Source organism: Atribacter laminatus, from assembly GCF_015775515.1.
Taxonomy (GTDB): domain Bacteria; phylum Atribacterota; class Atribacteria; order Atribacterales; family Atribacteraceae; genus Atribacter; species Atribacter laminatus.
Map to the genome: position 1 here is coordinate 2,773,402 of NZ_CP065383.1, position 16,631 is coordinate 2,790,032.

Annotated in this window: 16 protein-coding genes; all 16 read left to right on the forward strand. The window is 39.9% G+C overall.

The window, feature by feature from the left end:
- Positions 1–235 precede the first annotated feature (235 nt).
- The 16 genes from nusA to recA are packed head-to-tail and all read left to right on the forward strand — an operon-like array spanning position 236 to position 16,629.
- On the forward strand, positions 236–1,294 hold the full coding sequence (gene nusA / locus RT761_RS12400; RefSeq protein ID WP_218111733.1) for a transcription termination factor NusA: 1,059 nt from the start codon (positions 236–238) through the stop codon (positions 1,292–1,294).
- The gene (rnpM, locus tag RT761_RS12405; protein WP_218111734.1) at positions 1,291–1,593 is read left to right on the forward strand and encodes an RNase P modulator RnpM; all 303 of its coding nucleotides are present in this window, start codon (positions 1,291–1,293) and stop codon (positions 1,591–1,593) included. The genes nusA and rnpM overlap by 4 nt, the downstream gene beginning before the upstream one ends.
- A complete protein-coding gene (infB, locus tag RT761_RS12410; RefSeq protein WP_218111735.1) occupies positions 1,580–3,505 on the forward strand; it encodes a translation initiation factor IF-2 in 1,926 nt (641 codons plus the stop codon). Before rnpM ends, infB begins: the two co-directional genes overlap by 14 nt.
- Complete coding sequence (locus tag RT761_RS12415) at positions 3,505–3,786, forward strand: DUF503 domain-containing protein (RefSeq protein WP_218111736.1); 282 nt, start codon at positions 3,505–3,507, stop codon at positions 3,784–3,786. Before infB ends, RT761_RS12415 begins: the two co-directional genes overlap by 1 nt.
- 38 nt (positions 3,787–3,824) lie before the next feature.
- Entirely contained in the window at positions 3,825–4,178 is a 354-nt protein-coding gene (gene rbfA / locus RT761_RS12420) for a 30S ribosome-binding factor RbfA (protein ID WP_218111737.1), read from the forward strand.
- A 2-nt stretch (positions 4,179–4,180) separates the two neighbouring features.
- Positions 4,181–5,185: a DHH family phosphoesterase gene (locus RT761_RS12425; RefSeq protein ID WP_218111738.1), complete on the forward strand. Its 1,005-nt coding sequence runs from the start codon at positions 4,181–4,183 to the stop codon at positions 5,183–5,185.
- Positions 5,186–5,189: 4 nt separating this feature from the next.
- On the forward strand, positions 5,190–6,095 hold the full coding sequence (gene truB / locus RT761_RS12430; protein ID WP_218111739.1) for a tRNA pseudouridine(55) synthase TruB: 906 nt from the start codon (positions 5,190–5,192) through the stop codon (positions 6,093–6,095).
- Positions 6,085–7,023, forward strand: coding sequence for a riboflavin biosynthesis protein RibF (ribF, locus tag RT761_RS12435; protein ID WP_218111740.1), 939 nt, complete (start codon positions 6,085–6,087; stop codon positions 7,021–7,023). Before truB ends, ribF begins: the two co-directional genes overlap by 11 nt.
- Positions 7,024–7,059: 36 nt before the next feature.
- Complete coding sequence (rpsO, locus tag RT761_RS12440; protein WP_218111741.1) at positions 7,060–7,329, forward strand: 30S ribosomal protein S15; 270 nt, start codon at positions 7,060–7,062, stop codon at positions 7,327–7,329.
- A gap of 16 nt (positions 7,330–7,345) precedes the next feature.
- Positions 7,346–9,493, forward strand: a complete 2,148-nt coding sequence (locus tag RT761_RS12445; RefSeq protein WP_343073791.1) for a polyribonucleotide nucleotidyltransferase — start codon at positions 7,346–7,348, stop codon at positions 9,491–9,493.
- A 19-nt stretch (positions 9,494–9,512) separates the two neighbouring features.
- A complete protein-coding gene (locus RT761_RS12450; protein ID WP_218111743.1) occupies positions 9,513–11,702 on the forward strand; it encodes an FtsK/SpoIIIE family DNA translocase in 2,190 nt (729 codons plus the stop codon).
- Positions 11,699–12,469, forward strand: coding sequence for a helix-turn-helix domain-containing protein (locus RT761_RS12455; protein ID WP_218111744.1), 771 nt, complete (start codon positions 11,699–11,701; stop codon positions 12,467–12,469). The genes RT761_RS12450 and RT761_RS12455 overlap by 4 nt, the downstream gene beginning before the upstream one ends.
- On the forward strand, positions 12,466–13,803 hold the full coding sequence (rimO, locus tag RT761_RS12460; protein WP_281387985.1) for a 30S ribosomal protein S12 methylthiotransferase RimO: 1,338 nt from the start codon (positions 12,466–12,468) through the stop codon (positions 13,801–13,803). Before RT761_RS12455 ends, rimO begins: the two co-directional genes overlap by 4 nt.
- Positions 13,800–15,056: a CinA family nicotinamide mononucleotide deamidase-related protein gene (locus tag RT761_RS12465; RefSeq protein WP_218111746.1), complete on the forward strand. Its 1,257-nt coding sequence runs from the start codon at positions 13,800–13,802 to the stop codon at positions 15,054–15,056. The genes rimO and RT761_RS12465 overlap by 4 nt, the downstream gene beginning before the upstream one ends.
- On the forward strand, positions 15,043–15,618 hold the full coding sequence (gene thpR, locus RT761_RS12470; RefSeq protein ID WP_218111747.1) for an RNA 2',3'-cyclic phosphodiesterase: 576 nt from the start codon (positions 15,043–15,045) through the stop codon (positions 15,616–15,618). The genes RT761_RS12465 and thpR overlap by 14 nt, the downstream gene beginning before the upstream one ends.
- Positions 15,619–16,629 carry a recombinase RecA gene (gene recA / locus RT761_RS12475; protein ID WP_218111748.1) on the forward strand — a complete coding sequence of 337 codons (1,011 nt, stop codon included), beginning with the start codon at positions 15,619–15,621 and terminating at the stop codon, positions 16,627–16,629.
- Positions 16,630–16,631 lie beyond the last annotated feature (2 nt).

The window sequence follows — 16,631 nt, forward strand, 5'->3', positions numbered from 1 at the left end:
AGTATAAAATAGTAGAGATAGAACACCCAGTTGCTCAATGGTAATCCAATAGGGGTGGTGTTCTGTGAGTGGTTGGTTTTTTTGAACTTTACGTCGAAGACTGATCCTGTTTTTTGCAGGAGAATGAAGGAATACAAACAAGAAAGAGTGGGTTTCCTGCCCACTCTTTCTTGTTTGTATGAAAGACAATATCTTATTATCGAATAAGAAAGGAATAGCATGCTGGGGGTTTATTATGAATAAAGATATTTTTTTTGCTATCGAACAAATTGAAAGAGCAAAGGGGATTCCGCGCGAGACCCTTAAACAAGCTATTGAAGCAGCTCTTCTGTCTGCCTACAAAAAAAATTTTAAGGGCCCCCACAAAGCAGTGGAAGTTATTCTTGATTCAAATACTGGGGAAGTCAAAGTTTATACCCATAAAGTAATCAATCCTGAAACTGGAGAAACGCTCGATATCGACGAATATGAAGTTCTATCCGGTCAAGGCACCAACCGCCTTGAATCAGGAGAAATAGTCCAAGTTGAGATTACCCCTAAAGATTTTGGGAGAATTGCTGCCCAAACTGCCAAACAGGTAATTATGCAGCGCATTCGAGAAGCTGAGAGAAGCTTGGTATATGATGAATTTTTAGAAAGAACCGAGGATATCGTAACTGGTGTCATTAATCGTAAAGAAGGAAAAAATATCATTGTCGATCTGGAAAAAATTGAATCTCTTCTTCCCTCCAATGAACAAATATCATCGGAGAATTACCGAATTGGGGCACGGATGAAATTTTATATAATTGAAGTTAAAAAAACCAGCCGAGGCCCCCGTATTGTTCTATCTCGATCTCACCCAGGCTTGGTAAAACGGTTATTTGAATTGGAAGTTCCTGAAGTACAAGAAGGTTTTGTCACCATCAAAGCCATAGCAAGAGAACCAGGAGCACGAACGAAAATTGCAGTCGAAAGCCGAGATGCCAAAGTTGATCCGGTTGGTTCTTGCATAGGAAATAAAGGATCGAGAGTCAAACATATAACTGATGAACTCCGAGGAGAAAAAATTGATATTATTCGTTGGAGTAACGATCCAAAAGTATTTATTTCAGACGCTTTGAGTCCAGCTCATGTTACCTTGGTCGAACTTGATCCTGGCTCCAATACGGCACTGGTGTATGTACCTGATGATCAACTGTCACTCGCCATTGGAAAAGAAGGGCAGAATGCCAGACTTTCTGCTCGTTTAACCGGGTGGAGAATTGATATAAAAAGCGATCGAGAAATTAGAGAGGCGCCTGGTCAATCATGAAAAAGAAGAAAATACCTTTACGGCTTTGCCTTTCTTGTCGCCTTCGGAAGGAGAAAAAATCATTGATTCGGATCGTTGCATCACCGACTGGTGAGATAGATATCGATTTAACTGGAAAAAAGCCCGGAAGAGGAGCCTATATATGTCCTAATGCTGAGTGCAATGCCCGTATAAATAGGCAACTCCTTTCTTTTGCCCTTAAGACTGAGGTGGTTCAGGAAGAGGTTACAGCTCTTCAGAGGGCAATTCAAAATCTAATTGAATCCTTGCCAAAGGAGGTTAAGCATGGCAAAAATTAGAATATATAAAGTAGCAGAACAACTTGGTATGCCAACTCATGAAGTGATGGATATATTAAAAGCTTTGGGATCTGATGTAAAAAACCATATGAGTAGTATTGATGAAGAGTATATTGAGCTTTTACAGGAAGAAAGGGAGTATCGGAAAAAAGAAGAAGAAAAAAACCGGAAAAGAAAAGAGCGAACCATTCAGCTTAAAGAGTCACCTCATTTGAAAGATATCGCGCGACTACTCGACATGCATTGGGAAGATATTGTTATTAAATTAGCTGATTGGAATGTGATTTTTGATTCAAAAAAACCTCTTCCACCACTCGTGGTTGAACGTTTAGCCCGTGAGAAAAATTGGGAAATCATCTGGGAAGATAGTTTACGGGAAAAAACCATTGAAGCTCTTCAAGGTGGCTTAGGTATTCGTCCTCCAATTGTGACCGTTTTAGGTCATGTCGATCACGGGAAAACCACTTTATTAGATGCTATTCGCCGTTCAAAAGTTGCCCAATCAGAATATGGTGGAATAACACAAAAAATCGGAGCCTATCAAATCGAAGTGAGCAATAAAAAGATTACTTTTGTTGATACACCTGGCCATGAAGCTTTTACCGCAATGAGAGCTCGGGGAGCTCAAGTCACTGATATCGCTATTTTGGTAGTAGCCGCTGATGATGGTGTAATGCCTCAAACTATTGAAGCTCTCCAACATGCTAAAGCTGCCGATGTATCTATTATTGTTGCCATTAACAAGATCGATAAATCCGGTGCAAATCCCGACCGAATTAAGCAACAACTCTCTGATTATGGACTAGTTCCAGAAGAATGGGGAGGAGATACAATTTTCGTGAATATATCAGCTCTACAGAAAAAAGGGATTAACGACCTTTTAGAAATGATCTTGCTCCAAGCAGAGTTACTGGAATTAAAAGCTCGTCATCAAGGTTACGCCACTGGAACGATTATTGAATCCCGATTAGATCGAGGGAAGGGACCGGTTGCTACGGTTATAGTAAAAGAAGGAACCCTAAAGATTGGTGACTTTTTTGTTGCCGGTGCCACCTGGGGAAAAGTTCGTTCCCTCTTCTCGGTAAATGGGAAAAAAGTTAAAGAAGCAATTCCTTCTATGCCAGTAGAAATTGTTGGCTTTTCTGAATTACCCCCAGCTGGAACTCAATATATGGTAATAGAAGATGAAAAAATTGCTCGCCTTATAGCGAACCAAAAACAACTGAAGGAGCGGGAAAAATCTTTAAAAGGATCAAGTGCTCAGATTACTTCTCTCGAAGAACTTCTTTCACCAGAAGAGGGGAAAAAGCGAGAGTTGAATATTATCCTTAAGGCTGATTTTCAAGGATCTCTTGACGCTATCGAAAAAGTTCTTTCCCAAATTGGAAGCGAAGAAGTAAGTATTAAGGTCCTTTCCAAGGGAGTTGGCAATATCAACGAAGCCGATGTCGTTTTAGCCGCAGCTTCAAATGGAATCGTTATTGGTTTTGATGTTAAGCTTCCCTCTGAGGTATCAAAAAATGCCAAAAGAGAAGGAGTAGACGTCCGTCTTTATCGAATTATTTATGACGTCATTGACGATTTACAAAATGCTATTAAAGGAATGGCAACGCCTAAGCAATATCAAGAAAGCATCGGAAAAGCTGAAGTAAGAGCAGTTTTTAAAATACCAAAAACTGGAGTGATATCCGGTTCCTATGTCACCTCGGGAAAAATAGAAAGAAATGCTTTTGTACGAGTAATTCGCAAGGGTGAAATACTTGAAGAATCAGCAAAAATTGTCTCCTTAAAAAGGTTTAAAGAAGACGTCAAAGAGGTCTCTATGGGATATGAATGCGGAATTGGGCTTGATCGCTTCGAAGATTTTGAAGAGGGAGACATTTTAGAAGCCTATATCATACGAGAAGAATAATGAGAATCGGAGCCGGTCAGGTATTGCTTTCTATTCCTGAAAGCTTTTCGTTAAAAGATAAAAGAAGAATTATGAATTCTATCAAACAACGACTGAAAAACCGTTTTAATCTCTCGGTTATAGAAATAAATCCTGACATTGCCTGGAATCAAGGCCTTATTGGTTTTGCCTGCGTCGGCGAAGACGAAATGACGGTAAAACATATGATCGATCAGATTGGTCGTTTCATGGAAGATGACGGTCGATATGAAATAATTCAATTTAATATCCAAATCTATTGACCATTCAAAATTGACAACTGTTGAAAGGGGGTCTGGAAATGAAGAGTTATCGATCCCAACGTTTGGCTGAACTCATTAAAAGAGAAATTGCCACTATGGTTTTGTCCGATGCGGCAGATCCACGTATAAAGAGAATGACTATTACCCATGTCAATATTACTCCAGATTTAAAAATAGCTAGAATTTTCGTCACCTTCCCTGGGAATAAAAATGAAGTTGAAGAAAGTTTTCAGGCTTTGTTAAAAGCAAGTCGATTTATTCGAAGTCATATCAGTCAAAATATTCGGATACGCTACATGCCAGAAATTGAATTTATATACGATACCAGCTTGGAAAAAGCTTATCAGGTTATAGACCTCATAAATCAAATAGGAAGAAAAAACGGGAGTTAAAGATGGAAATACAACATTTGTTTCAAACACTACCTCAGAAAAATCCCATCATCATCGCCTCTCATCAGAATATCGATGGTGATGGTTTGGGGTCGATGATATCACTGTATTTATTTCTCATTCAAAAAAAATTGAATCCAATAATGGTTTATGATAATACAATTCCTTATTTCTATCATTTTTTACCAAACTTAAAGGACATCTATCCCCTTGCTCACCCGAAGCTGAAAGAAATCTCTGAAGATACCGTCTTTTTTGCTGTTGACTGCTCAAATCCTCAGCGACTGGGCCAACTGAATGATATTCGAGAAAAGTGTTCCTTGGTCGTTAACATTGATCATCATCCTGATAATTCCTCTTATGGAACCATTAACTATATTGATCCTCACTGCCCGTCAACAACTATTCTTATCTACCAATTAGCTAAAAAAAATAAAGTGAAGTTGGATGCATCACTTTCCATGTCAATTCTCACTGGACTAATTACCGATACCGGTGGATTTCAGTATGTAGAATTAAATCAGCAGCTTCTTGGCATTTTAGAAGATCTCATCAATCATGGGGCTTCGGTCGCAACGATTACACGTTATGCCTTTAAAAGTCGGCGATATTCAGCATTGAAATTATTAGGGATAGCCTTGAATCATTTTGTTTACGATTATCAGTTTCACTTTGGAATGACCTATCTTCTCCGAAGTGATTTTGAACTTTGCGGGGCCTCGGAAGAAGATACTGAAGGAATTGTCGATTATGGACTCTATGTTCCTGGGTCTCTCATATCAGTATTTATTCGGGAAGTTGACAATCAAACTTTTAAAGTTAGCCTCCGTTCCCAAGACGAAACCAACATTCTTCCTATTGCCCATGCTTTTGGTGGAGGAGGGCATTTAAAAGCAGCCGGTTTTAAAATTCAAGGAGATTTTAAAACTGTATACCAAAATCTGAAAGAACATATTCAGGGGTACCTTTCCTCACAATCGGGTACGCCCCATTCTGTATCTGTATAAAAACATGATTGGTGGAATAATCCTTGTATATAAACCGGTGGGAGTCGTTTCCCACCGGGTGGTAGAAACCATCCGTAAGGTACTTGGAGTAAAAGTCGGCCATGCCGGAACACTAGACCCTTTTGCCCGAGGACTTCTTCTAGTTTGTTGGGGGAAAGCAACTCGTTTTACTCCTTTTTTCCAAGAACTCCCAAAATCCTATCGGGCTTGGATGCGTTTTGGTATCTCTACCGATTCCTTTGATGTCCTCGGACAGATTAAAAATTTCTCCCTTCAACCGCTTGCCACTGATATTATTGAAAAAACGATTATTCCTTTTCAAGGAACGAGACAGCAAATCATTCCTTCTTTTTCGGCAACCAAATATCAAGGTCATCGGTTATATAAGTATGCTCGCCAGGGTAAATCAATTCCCGAATTAAAAAAGGAGATTACTATTTACCAGCTTCAAATCACCAATCTGCAACCTGGTTCATTTCCTGAAGCAGAAATGCTAATATCTTGTTCGTCAGGTACCTATATTCGAAGCATTGCCCATGAAATTGGAGAGGAGCTGGGTATAGGTGGATATGTGTATAGTTTACGTCGGGAAAACATTGGTAATTTCTCCTGGTCTGATAGTTTGGTGGTTTCTGATGTCTCTCTTCAACCGGATATGCTGATCCAAAAGTCGATTCCTGTAGATCAAGCTTTATACTGGATACCATCGATCTCTGTTCCAAAAGAGGAAGGATTAAGACTCCTTCAGGGGAGTTCAATCAATTGGCCTGATTCTCTATCATTGGAAACGAATCCATGGGTAAAAATATATTCACAAAATCTTTTTTTAGGTATGGCTCGTATCAATCAAGAAAAACGGCTTCTTCATCCCGAAATTATCGTCGAAGAAAGGAGTCGATATGTTATCTAAAAGTTATCCGAAAGATTACCTTGAATCTGTCGTTGCACTTGGCTTTTTTGATGGTATTCATTTAGGTCATCAAGCCGTTTTAAACCGGGCTGCTACCATTGCCGCAGAAAAAGAGAAACCATTACGAATTATAACTTTTTATCCCCATCCACGAAATTCCATTGGACATAACCATACTATAAAATATATAACCACCTACGCCGAGAAATACCAATGTTTTCAAAGTTTCTACCCAGGGTGTGAAGTTTATTTTCTCCGGTTTAACCGACAGCTTCGTCATACATCTTCTGAAAGTTTTCTCGATCGAATCAATCAGTGGTTTAGACCAATAGCTGTGATAACCGGCGAAAATTTTCGATTTGGATATAGAACCCAAGGAGATCAAATATTTCTCCAAAATTTTTTTAAAAAAAGGGGGGTTGAAACTGCCATTATTCCATCGATATCTCTTGACGGAGATGTGCTATCCAGCACCATGGTCCGCCAACTTATTGAAAAGGGCGATATTAAAAAAGTAAATAAGGTTTTAGGATATCCTTTTTCCATTCGGGGTCGAATTGTAAAAGGAAAACAAATTGGAAGTCAAATTGGTTTTCCGACTGCCAATTTGCTTCCGGTTTCTTCGAAAATAATGCCCCCACATGGTGTTTACTTCGGCTTCATGAATTGGAAAAAGGGAGAATATCCGGCTTTGATTTATATTGGAACCAAACCAACCGTCAGTCAAAATCAAAGAAGGGTTGTTGAAGTTCACATTAGCCATCAAATTTGCCAATCCCTTTACCAAGAAAGGATTACGGTACAACTTCAGCATTTTTGGCGTTTAGAAAAGCATTTTTTAACTATTGAGGCTCTTAAAGAACAAATAACCATAGATCAAGCCGCTTTTAACGCGTATTTACAGCATACTCAGGGTATGATAAACTAAATGTCGAATGTATAGAAATCGGAGGTGTAATATCAATTGGCCCTTACAAAAGAAAAGAAAAATGAGCTCATAGAACAATTTAAAAATCACGATGGAGACACTGGTTCTCCGGAAGTTCAAATTGCTTTGCTGACTGAAAGAATTCGTGAACTTACCGAGCACTTAAAAATCCATACCAAAGACTTTCATTCTCGTCGAGGTCTTTTTATGATGGTCGGTCAACGTCGAAGACTGTTGAATTATCTAAAAAAGTACCATGTTGACCGTTATTATTCGATTTTAGAAAAACTATCGTTACGAAAGTAAGAGGAAGGTGTTGAAAATAAACAGAACTGAAATTGAGTTTGGTGAAAACAATTGTATTATTGAAACAGGAAAGGTCGCCAAACAGGCTGGTGGAGCGGTTATGGTTCGATACGGAGATACGGAAGTTTTAGTAACCGCAACTGCATCTGAAGAACCACGGGAAGATATTGACTTTACCCCCCTTTTGGTCGATTATGAAGAACGTTTCTATGCTGCTGGAAAAATTCCAGGTGGATTTATAAAAAGGGAAGGAAGGCCAAGAAGCGATGCCATTCTGAATGGACGTTTGATTGATCGATCGATTCGACCACTTTTTCCTGAATTTTATCGAAATGATATTCAAGTTGTTACAACTGTCCTTTCGGTAGATGAAAAAAATACTCCGGAAGTACTTGGTTTGTTAGGTGCTTCCTTGGCTTTGGGAATTTCAGAAATACCCTTTGAAGGGCCAATCGGCGCTTGTCGGATCGGCTTGCTGGATCAAGATAATTTTATTATTAATCCCAGCTTGGAGCAACTTATTTCCAGCCGTTTGGATATGGTGATTGCTGGTTCGGAAGAAGGAATTACCATGATCGAAGCTGGAGCGAAAGAGGTTTCGGAAGCAGACGTCACTCAAGCTTTGAAAATAGGTTACAAATTTATTCTCAAAACCATTCAAACCCAGAAAGCAATCGTATCTCAATGGGGAAAACCGAAAAAAGAATTCGAAGTTCCCGCCTATTTTGCCGAAATCGAAGATTGGATCCGAAACAATTATCTAATAAAAATTGCCGATAAAATTGCCGCTTTTGATAAATCTGAACGTCAAAAAACTATCAATCTACTTTATAAACAAGCACTTGAAGAAGCCACTCAAACTTTTGAGAATCTCCAAGGGTTTTCATTGCTTTGGGAAAAAATTGTAAAAGAGAGCATCCAGGACCTTCTCTTTAAAAGTGGATTAAGACAGGATGGTAGACGTCCAAATGAAATTCGACCGATTGAGTGTGAAGTTGGGATTCTACCCCGAACCCACGGATCGGCTCTTTTTACCCGAGGACAAACCCAAGCTATGGCCATTACTACTTTAGGAGCCACCAGTGAAGGCCAGAAAGTTGATGGCCTACAGGATGAAGAAGCTCGGCGTTTTATGCTCCATTACAACTTTCCACCCTTTAGTACTGGTGAAGTGAAACCGATGAGAGGTCCAGGACGCCGGGAAATCGGACATGGCGCTTTGGCTGAAAGAGCACTGGAATATTTTATTCCACCTGAATCGGAGTTTCCTTATGCAATACGGATCGTCTCTGAAATTCTCGAATCGAATGGCTCATCGTCGATGGCGACCGTTTGCGGAGGAAGTCTTTCTTTGATGGATGCTGGTGTTCCGATTCGATCAGCTTGTGCTGGTCTGTCGATAGGTTTAATGAGAAACCAAGAAAACAACATTTTATTGAAAGATATTCTTGGTTCTGAAGATCATTATGGTGAGATGGATTTTAAGGTGGCCGGTAGCCGACAAGGAATCACTGCCATTCAACTCGATGTAAAAAACCGGGGGCTGAGCTGGGATCTTTTAAGTCAAGCACTTGAAGAAGCCAAATCTGGACGGTATCATATTCTGGAAATTATGGATCAAGCTATTCATGCACCGCGTGAAATCCTTTCTCCTTATGCCCCGAAAATCGGTATCATCGAAATTAATCCAGACCGAATCGGCTCCGTTATCGGACCGGGCGGGAAAATTATTAAAAAGATTGTCGATGAAACTGGAGCGATTATCGATATTCAAGATGACGGAAAGATTATCATTTTCTCCCGTAACGAAGAGGGGAAAGTTAAAGCAGTTGAAATGATTAAAAACATTACTCAAGAAGTCGAAATTGGAAAAACCTATTTGGGACGAGTGACAAAAACCACTGATTTTGGAGCCTTCGTTGAAATTTTTCCAGGAAGGGAAGGGCTCGTTCACATATCTCAATTAGCTCGGGAACGGGTTCGAAAAACCGAAGACGTGGTTAAAACTGGTGAAGATATCTTAGTCAAAGTTATCGGTATCGACTCTTTTGGGAAGGTGTCTCTCAGCCATAAAGATACGCTATCTGACTCTCCCGCTCCCTCAAAAGATACCCAGCGCTCCAGAGAAAAACCTCATTTTCACTCAAAAAGAAATAAAGAATAGAAAGATTGAGTAACTAGTTATGCTTTCAAAAAAAAACAAGATACTCATTGACACTTTTTTAGTCATTTTTGGAGCATATGCTTTACTTGCTCTGCTATCCTACGATGTAGGCATCCTTGGTGAATATATTAAAAATTTTTTACTTTATGTGTTCGGTATCGGTGCCTATATTTTCCCATTTTATCTGTTTTACCTGAGTATAGAAATCTATACCTTTGAACATCCCGGTCGATTTCGAATCTGGAGTCGAATCGCCGGGATTACTCTTTGGTTTATTATCTTTCTTACTGTTAGCCAATGGCAAGCCGACCAAAATAACTTCACCTTGCAAAGCGGTGAGTTCGGTGGTTGGTTTGGAAAAGCTCTTTTTTCTTCTCTCATTTATTATTTAGGATCGTCTGGCCTCTTTCTCGTTCTTCTTTGTCTTTCTTTCTTTAGTACCTTCATCATTGGTGAAGGACGCTGGATAAGGGCTCTTTTTTCTACCGTCAAGAAGGGGTTAACTCTTTCTCCACGGCCTAAAAAGAGTCATTACCCAGAAGAGGAGGAAACTCTTCCTCTTCAAAAAGAGAAGAAATCTCGTCTCTTTAAAAAGAAAATTCAACCGAAAGCCACTCCAACCTTAGAATCGCAAACAATAATTAAAGAGCCTCTTTTATCTGAAACAAAAAACCTTGAGGATGACGTCTTTAGGTTGGAAGAATTGGACATTGAGCCTCCAGCTGAGCCACTCCCTCAAATTGTTAACATTCCTCCGGTACCAGAAAAAACCGGAGGAACAGTTTCAAAAACGAAAAAAAAGAAGGGGAAAGAATGGATCCTCCCCTCAATGAACATTTTAAATGAATATCCCAACCGGGGAGATCGAGTTTCCCGAGAAGAAATCACTCTAGGGATTAAAAAGCTGGAACAAACCTTTCTCGAATTTAACGTTCCAGGGAAGGTAGTCAACGTCCGAATTGGACCGACCATAACCCGGTATGAATTCCAGCCGGCTCCTGGAATAAAAGTGAATAAGATCGTTGCTCTATCAAATGATATAGCTTTGGCTTTTGCTGCTGCGGCAGTTCGAATTGAAGCCCCCATACCAGGACGTTCAGCGGTTGGCATTGAAATTCCAAACGAGAGTAAAGAAATTGTGTCGATGAAAGAACTATTAGAAACCACCAACTTCTTAAAAGATACCTCGCCTCTATCCATTGTCGTCGGGAAAGACGTCATTGGAAGACCATTAATATGTGATTTACGCGACATGCCTCACCTTTTAATCGCGGGAGCAACTGGTTCGGGGAAAAGCGTTTGCATTAATGTAATTCTTGCCAGCCTTCTTTATAAAGCTGATCCCAACCAAGTTCGAATCGCAATGGTTGATCCCAAAAGGGTTGAGTTGTCAATTTATGCCGATCTTCCTCACCTTTGCGTACCGGTGATATCTGATGTAAGATGGGTGGTCAAGTTTTTAAAGTGGCTCTGTCGCGAGATGGATACCCGGTATAAAATGCTTTCCGATCTCTCCACTCGAAACATTGAAGAGTATAACAAAACCGTGGAAGATTACGAACGATTACCCTATGTGGTTGTCATTATCGACGAATTAGCCGATTTAATGATGACCGCTCCTTCCGATGTCGAATCCTATATCTGTCGTTTAGCGCAAATGGCTCGGGCGGTTGGCATCCATTTGGTAGTTGCGACACAGCGACCTTCGGTCGATGTCATTACCGGGCTTATTAAGGCGAATTTTCCTTCAAGAATTTCATTTGCTGTGTCTTCTCAAGCCGACTCAAAAACAATTCTTGATGGTCCAGGTGCAGAAAAGCTCTTAGGAAATGGAGACATGCTATTCTCTCCAGTGGGAGTGAATAAATCCATACGAGGTCAAGGAGCTTACGTCAGTACCGCTGAAACAAAAAAAATTGTTGAACATTGGTTAAACCAAGGTGGGGAAATAAATTATGCAATGGACTTTGTTCTTAAAGAAGAGGTTGCTGATACTTCTGACGATGAGGATGAGCTCTATCGAGAAGCGGTCTCAGTGGTCATAGAAAATGGAAAAGCTTCAACCTCTCTTTTACAAAGACGGCTGCGGATTGGTTTTAATCGTGCTGCCCGTCTAATTGAACGAATGGAGAGTGAAGGTTTAGTTGGTCCTTATGAAGGAAGTAAACCCAGAAAAGTAATCGTCAACAGAGGGGACGATATTTTATGAGCGAAGAAAAAATACTGGGAATTGGAAATCTTTTAAAAAGTAATCGGGAAAAACTTGGCTTGTCTTTAGATGATGTTGAACAGCAAACCTTTATCCATAAACGATATCTGAGGGCAATAGAAGAAGAACGGTGGGAAAGTCTTCCCGGGTTTTCTCATGCTTTTGGATATGTTAAAAACTATGGCAGGGTACTCAACCTGGATCAGGAAACTTTGAAGAGTGTTTTTCAGCAAAGTTACCCCAATCTCCCAAAAAAAGAACCTTCTCCTCGAAGTAAATATCGCGATTATACTCCTGAAAAAGCAGATCTTTTTAAAAAAATTCTCCTTTTTCTGATTATTGCTGCAGCAATTTTAACCTCACTCTATTTATCTATTGAATTTAGGAAAAATCGTGTTGACGCAGGTGACACTTTCTTGATAACTGAAGTAACTGAACAACCGGAGTTAACGCCTTCCTTAGTAGAATCAAGTCCGGAGTTAACACCGGCCTTAGTTCAGGTGTCCACACCAACACCAATTCCAGAATATCTATTACGGGTCAATTTACAGACCGAAGACGTCGCTTGGCTCCAAGTTACCACCAACGATAATCAAAAAGTATTCTCAGGAATTTTGATCCCACAAAAGGAATACCGGTTTCTTAGTAATTCACCTTTGATCATGTCTTGTTTAAATGGATCAAAGGTGAGAGTCCTTCTTAATGGAACTGAAGCTGGTTTCCTTGCCGAAAATGATCAAAGATCGGAAAGAACCTTTCGTCCATGAAGAGTTTCTCCTTCGTTTCACTCGGGTGCGATAAAAACCTGGTGGATTCCGAGGTGGTAATTGGAAAGCTTCTTTCTTCCGAATACACCAAGATAACCAGTCCAGAAGCGGCCGACTTAATAGTGATCAATACCTGCTGCTTTATTGATGAAGCAATCCAAGAAACTGAATTCTGGATCGACCGTCTCGTTCAGATAAAAAGAGATAATCCTGGGAAGACTCTTGTAGTTATGGGTTGTTATCCACAGCGTTATGGAAAGCAATTATCCTCAAAATACCCTGAAGTTGATTTTTGGATTGGTGTCAACGACTTTCCCTTTATTAATGAAATCCTCACTCAAAAAGCTCCAAACCAAGTATTCATTAATAAGCCTCTCTATCTTTATGATGAATCAACTGAACGACTTCTTTCAACTCCATCTCATTATGCCTATGTAAAAATTACCGAGGGTTGCAATCATCGCTGTAGTTACTGTGTCATTCCATCCATTCGTGGGAAACAGAGAAGTCGTCAGATCAATTCTATTCAAAAAGAAGCTCTCCAATTGGTTGATCAAGGCGTAAAAGAAATCATCCTCATCGGCCAAGATATTGGTCATTTTGGTTTAGATTGGTCAGGTAAGAAAGAACTTGCCAACCTCCTTCATGCTTTGGATCACTCTCTTCCTAATAGAACCTGGATTCGTCTTCTCTATCTTTCTCCGGACAGCATCGATAACCGGTTAATTGAAACCATAGCCGCTTCGGAGAAAATATGTAAATATTTAGACGTCCCCTTACAGCATGTTCATCCTTTGATTCTGCAAAATATGAACCGGTCATCAAACATAAAAAAAACTTTAGAAAATTTAAACACCCTTCGCCAGACAATACCTGATTTATTTCTTCGTACCACCATGATGGTTGGATTTCCTGGAGAAACTGATGCTATCTTTAATCAAATGGTGTCGGTGATAAAATCCTTTCGATTTGAACGATTAGGATGTTTTATTTATTCTCCACAATCCGGAACGCCTGCTTCGCAATTGACGTATCAAGTCGAAGACGAGATTAAACAAGCGCGTTACCAAAATATTATGAAAATACAGAAAAAAATAGCTAATGATTTTCATCGATCTTTAGTCGGAAAGACCTTGGAGGTAATTTTGGATCAAGGTCCTCTCCCCAAAAAACCATCAATCTTTTTGGGTCGTACCTATGGTGACGCTCCTGATGTCGATGGTCATATCAAGGTAAAAGTCAATAAGAATTCAAAAACCATACGGTCGGGTGATATTTTAAGAGTAACTGTCAGCAAGAGTACTGCCTACGATCTGGAGGGAATTTATTCATGAAATCGGCAATTCTCTGCATTGGAACCGAAATAACAACTGGGCTGGTAAAAGATCTCAACGCTCATTTTTTAGCTTTTAACCTTACAGCAGTTGGCCTTTTCCCCAAGTTGGTTTTGTTTGTACCCGATCATAAAGAGACAATTACCAAAACTTTACAATTTTTATTTAAGGATGAAGAAATTCAATCGATATTTATAACTGGTGGGTTAGGTCCGACCCAAGATGACCTGACTCGAGAAATATTAGCTGAATTTATAGGAAAAAAGTTATGTTTCGTACCCGAACAATGGGATAATATTATTCGATTTTACCAAAAGATTCGTCATACTCTTCCACCTGATAATAATAAAAAGCAGGCTTTTATCCCAGAAGGATCCCTTCTCTTAGAAAATCCCCTGGGAACCGCTCCTGGCTTTATTATCAGTTTTCAAGATAAAAAGATATATGTCATACCTGGAGTACCAAAAGAAACCCAGTACTTTTGGCCGATCATTAAGACCCATCTCCCCTCAAATGATAATCAGTTTTATCGAAGTGAGATGATAAAAGCTTGTGGAGTGGGGGAGTCGCTATTTGAAACCAAACTCCAGCCTATTTTAATGTCTCTACCGGATACCTTACAATCGGCATATCTACCCTATTTTGGAGAGGTATGGTTTTACCTCTATTCTTATCAAAAAAATCCTCAGGTTATTCAAAGTGCTGAAAACATCCTTAAAAAAATCAAGGAAGCATGGAAGCCCTATCTCTTTTCTCGGTGGGGGGATACTCTTGAACAGGCTTGTGGAAATCTTCTCATTGAAAAACACTTAACCATTGCTACTGCAGAATCTTGTAGCGGGGGGTTATTGAGCCATCGCTTAACCAATATTCCCGGAAGTTCAGCCTATTTTAATCGTGGATATGTAGTCTATAGTAACCAAGCCAAAATTGATACAATCGGTGTGCCTTCATCATTGATTACTCAGCATGGAGCTGTATCAGAAGAAGTCGCTCGAGCTTTGGCTGAAGGAGTAAGAGAAAAATCTCATGCCGATATTGGAATTGGAATCACTGGCATTGCTGGTCCTTCAGGCGGCTCAGAACAAAAACCGGTTGGATTAGTTTACATAGGAATATCCTATTCTCAGCACAATCAGGTTCAGAAATATCTCTTTTCCGGTGACCGAGAAGTAATCAAAATCCTCTCGACACAAAGTGCACTTACCCAATTGTTTTTTCAGCTCCAAAGGGGTATAAATGATGAACGATAACCCAATTCGCTGTTTTGTCGCCTTTGATCTCTCACCAGAAACGAAAGCTTTTATTTCTTCAATAATTGAAAAAAATCAAGCTCATTTGCCCCAAGCTCGATGGGTACGACCCGATCAGATCCATGTCACCCTCCAATTTTTTGCTGCATTATTACCCTCTCAAGTCAATCAGGTAAAATCAATTATCCAAAAGCTCTTTACACAGGTTGAAAGTTTTCCTTCAACCTTAGCAGAAATCGGTGCATTTTCTTCATGGAATCGAGCAAGGGTTATTTGGCTTGGTTTTGATCATCAATCAAGTACAATAATGAAGCAGGCAACACAGACTTTTAACCAAAATTGTGCAAAACAAGGAATAGCAGTCGATCTAACCCGTCCTTTTTCTCCTCATCTTACTCTAGCTCGGCTTAAAAATCCGGTTTCTATTCATCCTCAACAATTGTTCCAACCAAAATGTTATACTACTTCTATCAGACAGGTATCATTTTATCAAAGCACTTTGACGCCTCGGGGAGCCATGTATTCCCCTTTGATAACCATACTGCTGAAAGAGGTGAAATAATTGACAGATAAAGAAGATATGGTAAAACAAGCCATCAATATGATTGAAAAAAAATATGGTAAAGGCGCAATTATGCTGTTAAACCAAGAAACCATGGCAACCGATATCGAAATTATAAAAACCGGTTCGGTTCTCCTCAACATGGCTTTAGGAGTGGGTGGTATCCCTCGCGGTCGGGTAGTGGAAATATATGGACCGGAAGCTTCAGGGAAAACCACTATTGCTCTCCACATCATTGCCGAAGCCCAAAAAAAAGGTGGAATAGCAGCTTTTATTGATGCCGAACACGCGCTCGATCCTACCTATGCAGGGAAAATAGGAGTTCAAGTTGACAAACTCCTCATCTCTCAGCCGAGTACGGCCGAAGAAGCTTTGGATATCGTTGACACTTTGGTTCGGAGTGGAGCAGTGGACACGGTGGTTTTGGATTCGGTAGCCGCCTTGGTTCCACGCGCTGAGCTGGAGGGAACTATTGGAGAACAAATAATTGGACTCCAAGCCCGACTCATGTCCCAAGCATTACGAAAACTCACTGGATTTATTAGTAAAACCAGAACCGTAGCAATCTTTGTTAATCAATTAAGAGAAACCATAGGAAACATTTATGGGCCAAGTGAAACTACACCTGGTGGGCGAGCATTGAAGTTTTATGCCAGTGTACGTATTGATGTCCGAAAAAGAGACTTTATCCGCATTGTTGATAATGAAATTGTTGGAACCAAAACTCGAGTTAAAGTAGTTAAAAATAAAGTGGCTTCTCCCTTCAAAGAAGTAGAAATCGAATTGATATACGGAGAGGGGATATCTAAAGAAGGGGAAATTCTTACTCTTGGAGAAAATACCGGACTGGTAAAACGAGCTGGAAGTTGGTTTTCTTTTAATGATAATCGCTTAGGGCAAGGGCGAGAAAATACCCGGTCTTTCTTAAAAGAAAATCCAGATATTGCCAGCCAAATCTTAATCGCAGCATTAGAAAAAATGAATGTAGATCCGAATTTAGTCATGAATTAATC

Coding starts and splice junctions, on each gene's coding strand:
- RT761_RS12415 (WP_218111736.1), top strand. CDS start 3,505: ATGAGAATCGGAGCCGGTCAGGTATTGCTTTCTATTCCTGAAAGCTTT.
- RT761_RS12455 (WP_218111744.1), top strand. CDS start 11,699: ATGAGCGAAGAAAAAATACTGGGAATTGGAAATCTTTTAAAAAGTAAT.
- RT761_RS12465 (WP_218111746.1), top strand. CDS start 13,800: ATGAAATCGGCAATTCTCTGCATTGGAACCGAAATAACAACTGGGCTG.
- RT761_RS12425 (WP_218111738.1), top strand. CDS start 4,181: ATGGAAATACAACATTTGTTTCAAACACTACCTCAGAAAAATCCCATC.
- infB (WP_218111735.1), top strand. CDS start 1,580: ATGGCAAAAATTAGAATATATAAAGTAGCAGAACAACTTGGTATGCCA.
- nusA (WP_218111733.1), top strand. CDS start 236: ATGAATAAAGATATTTTTTTTGCTATCGAACAAATTGAAAGAGCAAAG.
- RT761_RS12450 (WP_218111743.1), top strand. CDS start 9,513: ATGCTTTCAAAAAAAAACAAGATACTCATTGACACTTTTTTAGTCATT.
- thpR (WP_218111747.1), top strand. CDS start 15,043: ATGATGAACGATAACCCAATTCGCTGTTTTGTCGCCTTTGATCTCTCA.
- ribF (WP_218111740.1), top strand. CDS start 6,085: ATGTTATCTAAAAGTTATCCGAAAGATTACCTTGAATCTGTCGTTGCA.
- rnpM (WP_218111734.1), top strand. CDS start 1,291: ATGAAAAAGAAGAAAATACCTTTACGGCTTTGCCTTTCTTGTCGCCTT.
- rimO (WP_281387985.1), top strand. CDS start 12,466: ATGAAGAGTTTCTCCTTCGTTTCACTCGGGTGCGATAAAAACCTGGTG.
- truB (WP_218111739.1), top strand. CDS start 5,190: ATGATTGGTGGAATAATCCTTGTATATAAACCGGTGGGAGTCGTTTCC.
- rbfA (WP_218111737.1), top strand. CDS start 3,825: ATGAAGAGTTATCGATCCCAACGTTTGGCTGAACTCATTAAAAGAGAA.